The 2,726-nt window shown below is 43.9% G+C and carries 2 protein-coding genes and 1 pseudogene; all 3 read right to left on the bottom strand.

Annotation, left to right across the window (positions count from 1 at the left end; genetic code table 11):
* Positions 1–203: TetR/AcrR family transcriptional regulator (locus tag COE25_RS28390; RefSeq protein WP_142354528.1), on the bottom strand; the 203-nt coding region annotated here is incomplete at its 3' end.
* A 105-nt stretch (positions 204–308) separates the two neighbouring features.
* A complete protein-coding gene (locus COE25_RS28385; RefSeq protein ID WP_098935039.1) occupies positions 309–1,664 on the bottom strand; it encodes an MFS transporter in 1,356 nt (451 codons plus the stop codon).
* 183 nt (positions 1,665–1,847) lie between these two features.
* Positions 1,848–2,726 (bottom strand): annotated as a pseudogene (locus COE25_RS28380) (oxidoreductase); the annotation flags it as partial.

Here is a 2,726-nt window from a genome sequence, read left to right as displayed (position 1 = left end):
CTATTCGAAAACCTATCCAATCGTTGCATGATCTTATCGGTAATCGCCGCTCCTAGATCCTCCTTTTTCTCAAAATGATAGTGAATGCTTGCCTTTGTGACACCCAGTTGTTTGGAGATGTCATCGTAGCTAAACGCTACATACCCTTTTTGTTGAATCAACTGCATTGCTAAATCTATTATTTGTACTTTTCGATTTTCCATAGTGCAATTCTAACTTACTAATAGGTAAGTGTCAATACCTCCATAATGTTACTGGCCACTTTTTATTTACCAAATCTATTTTTCCTCAATTGTTCATTTATTTCGCTATCTCGCCCGCGCTTTTTCCGTAATGTTACCCCTCGAAGACTCGGACCGACGGACGGATAGCATGTACCAGAGTATCATGAATAACGAGAAAATACATACCGCAATTAAAGCGCCGTACACATTTTCATAGGCACGGACCAGCGAATTCTTTTGTTGAAATTCGAGTAATATACCGCAAACCGCAACGGAAAACGAACCGCCGAAAAACTGGATGAGCTGCATGAGTCCCATGCCTGAGCCGATCAACTTGGTCGGCAAAATACGTGACGTTTCGTAATTTAACGAAGCTAACGTTACAGAGGTCGCGGGCGAGAAGAATAGGTACCCGAACAATATGACAGTCGATGATGTGCCTAGGTCCGCACAAAAGGCAATCAAAACGAGAGCTAAAATCCCATGCCCGAGAATTAGAAACCGCACACTGCCGTACTGGTCGATCCAGCGTCCGATGAAGAACGTGAGAAAGGCTGATAAAACGGCGCCTGGTCCGATAGTAAAGCCGATAGCCAACGGAGATTTGCCAAATAGATTAGCAAGTGCCAGTGGCATTAAAAACAAGTTACCGATATTCAGCACCATAAGGAAGAAACCGACAACAAGCAATTTCCGGTACATTGGCTTTGCTAAGAGTTCCGGGTTGATAAACGATTCTTTCGTGCATTTGAGGTGCCAGATATGGGCAGCAATCGATAACAATCCGGCTGTCAGCCAGACGGCTGATCGTTGCGTTACGGCGATCAGAAGAGTCACCGCATGGATGACAGTCAGAAAAGCGCCGGTTATGTCAAAACGGAAAGGCTTTGGCTCCTCTTTGGGGAGCAGGCGCACCAGAATCGGGAGAAGAGCAAGTACAAGGCAAGAGACGGCAAATAACCATTTCCAGCCGATGTACTCGCTGATCATCCCCCCGACAATTGGCCCGAGTCCAAATGCCATTGCAGTTCCCGCCGAAATCATAGAAATGGCTCTGCCTCGCCTTTCATAAGGAATATAGCGGCTGGCTAAAACGAGGCCAAGTCCCGGCATTACGCCGGCGCCGGCGGACTGCGCAATCCGAGCTATAAGCAGAGCTTGAAAATTCGTCGCGAAGATACCGAAGACTGAAGAAAGCCCCATTATCATGAGTCCAACCAACAGCAATCTTCGAATCGGCAGTACGTCGGAGAGTCTGCTGTAAATCACCGTTGATAATGCATATCCTATCGAGTAACTTGAAACAATCCACGATCCAAGAGCCGCCGAAACCCCGATATCCCTAATGATGCTCGGAATGGAGACGTTAAACATCGTTGTGTTCATCATGACGATGAACAGTCCGAACGTCCATACTGGCATAACGATTTTGTCATTCATGTTGATAGCTCCTAACCGAGGCTAAACCCATCCATTGATAGATTGGGTCTAATCCCGTTAATTTCTACAATTACCTTCGATTTCCTTATAAAGTCTCGCTACGCGTAAGTGCCACCGGTATGGCCCCAATGTCCTTTAATATGTGGGAAAAGTAAAATTTAAGCTTTTTTCTATTCTAGAGCTTTAAATTAATGTATTAAGATGCTTCTTAGCATCGTATTCTTCCAATTCTTTCCCATTTTTTAAACGATGAAGAAAATCAGGATTAGAAATGAATGGACGTCCGAAAGCAGCGACATCAATTATTCCTTCTTCAATCGCCTGATTCGCCATTTCTGGATTTAATGTACCTACCCCAATAATCACACCATCCCAGTATTTTCGGACTAATTGATGCATCGTTTTTCCATTTGCAAGCACACGATCAAATTGCATAATCGATGGGTGAATCATGGTTGCACCCGCTTCCTTAAATGCCTCAACAAATGTACGAATAGCCATTTCTTGATCTTCCCACATGTAATTTGGTATATCTGCTTTATGAGCAGAGAATCGGATCATTGTTCGTTCTGTACCGGTTGCGTCAATAACTGCTTTAATTACTTCCTTCATGAACGTTAATCTTTGAGCAAGGTCACCACCATATTTGTCTGTACGATGATTGGTTATATCTGAATTAAATTGGTCTATTAAGTATCCGTGGGCACCGTGAATTTCCACACCGTCAAAACCTGCCGCTATTGCATTTTTCGCAGCTTGCGCATATTGATTGATTACTTCATTAATCTCTTCAATTGTCATTTCTTCCGGAACATCATATGGCTTACGGAAACGTGAGACAAGGCCTTAAGCTGGAATAGCTGATGGTGCTTGTGGAGGCAGATTTCCAGCAAGCTCGTGATGAGATAAACGACCAACATGCCATATTTGAGCGATCATTGTTCCTCCCTCTTTATGCACAGCACCCGTTACTTTTTTCCATCCCTTAATTTGTTCGTCTGAATAAATGCCTGGAATTCCAGGATAGCCTTTTCCACGAGGACTAATGACCGTTCCTTCTGA

This window comes from Bacillus sp. AFS031507 (genome assembly GCF_002584635.1).
In the GTDB taxonomy this organism is placed as follows: Bacteria; Bacillota; Bacilli; order Bacillales; family Cytobacillaceae; genus Neobacillus.
The sequence above is the reverse complement of the archived record's forward strand: the minus strand, read 5'-3'. Positions and strand labels throughout refer to the sequence as shown.

Coding starts and splice junctions, on each gene's coding strand:
- COE25_RS28385 (WP_098935039.1), bottom strand. CDS start 1,664: ATGAATGACAAAATCGTTATGCCAGTATGGACGTTCGGACTGTTCATC.